Here is a 599-nt window from a genome sequence, read left to right on the forward strand (position 1 = left end):
GGCGGCCAGGATGAAGCGTTCATGAAACGCCCACTCTTCGTCCGACATCAGGTCTCGTGCCAAGCTGGTCTCCATTGCAGATACCAGTTTGAATCACGTTCAGCCCGCCCTGTTAACACCTTTTGTCAACACGGCCTAATCCCAATCCTGCGGCCCGGCGATGTGGTCGTCATGAACAATCTGTCGAGACACAAGGGGGCGTCAGTTCAAGAACTGATCGAGGCGGCGGGCGCGCGACCAGCCCTACAGCCCGGACTTCAATCCCATCAAGATGGCCTTCGCCGAACTGAACGACTACCGGCTGGCGCCTGTAGGATCAGCGATGTGCTGTTCCGGGTACTGAAGCAGGATGTCTTCGGTGATGGCACCGTTGGTGGTTGAAAAGGACCCTCGCCCCCAAAACCGGCAGTCCCAGTAGCGCTTTCGGATGGCTGGAAACTCCCGTTGCACCTTGTGGGACGAACGGCCCTTCATCTTGCGCACCAGATCCGAGATGGCGCGCTTCGGCGGCACCGAGACGAACATGTGGGCGTGATCGCTCGACAGCACCCCGCGCAAGATGTCGACCTCGTTCTCGCGGCACACCTGCCGGCAGATGT

General features: G+C 59.8%; 1 protein-coding gene and 1 pseudogene. One reads left to right on the forward strand and one right to left on the reverse strand.

Annotated elements, in window-relative coordinates:
* Positions 1 to 132: 132 nt before the first annotated feature.
* A pseudogene (locus tag AB9K34_RS03700) lies at positions 133 to 289 on the forward strand (transposase); the annotation flags it as partial.
* A 5-nt stretch (positions 290 to 294) separates the two neighbouring features.
* On the opposite strand, the gene tnpA reads toward AB9K34_RS03700, so the two are convergent.
* Positions 295 to 599 (reverse strand): IS200/IS605 family transposase (gene tnpA, locus AB9K34_RS03705; RefSeq protein WP_369953094.1); only part of this gene is annotated, 305 nt, incomplete at its 5' end.

The sequence above is a fragment of the Sedimentitalea sp. XS_ASV28 genome, from assembly GCF_041224545.1.
Lineage (GTDB): Bacteria > Pseudomonadota > Alphaproteobacteria > Rhodobacterales > Rhodobacteraceae > Sedimentitalea.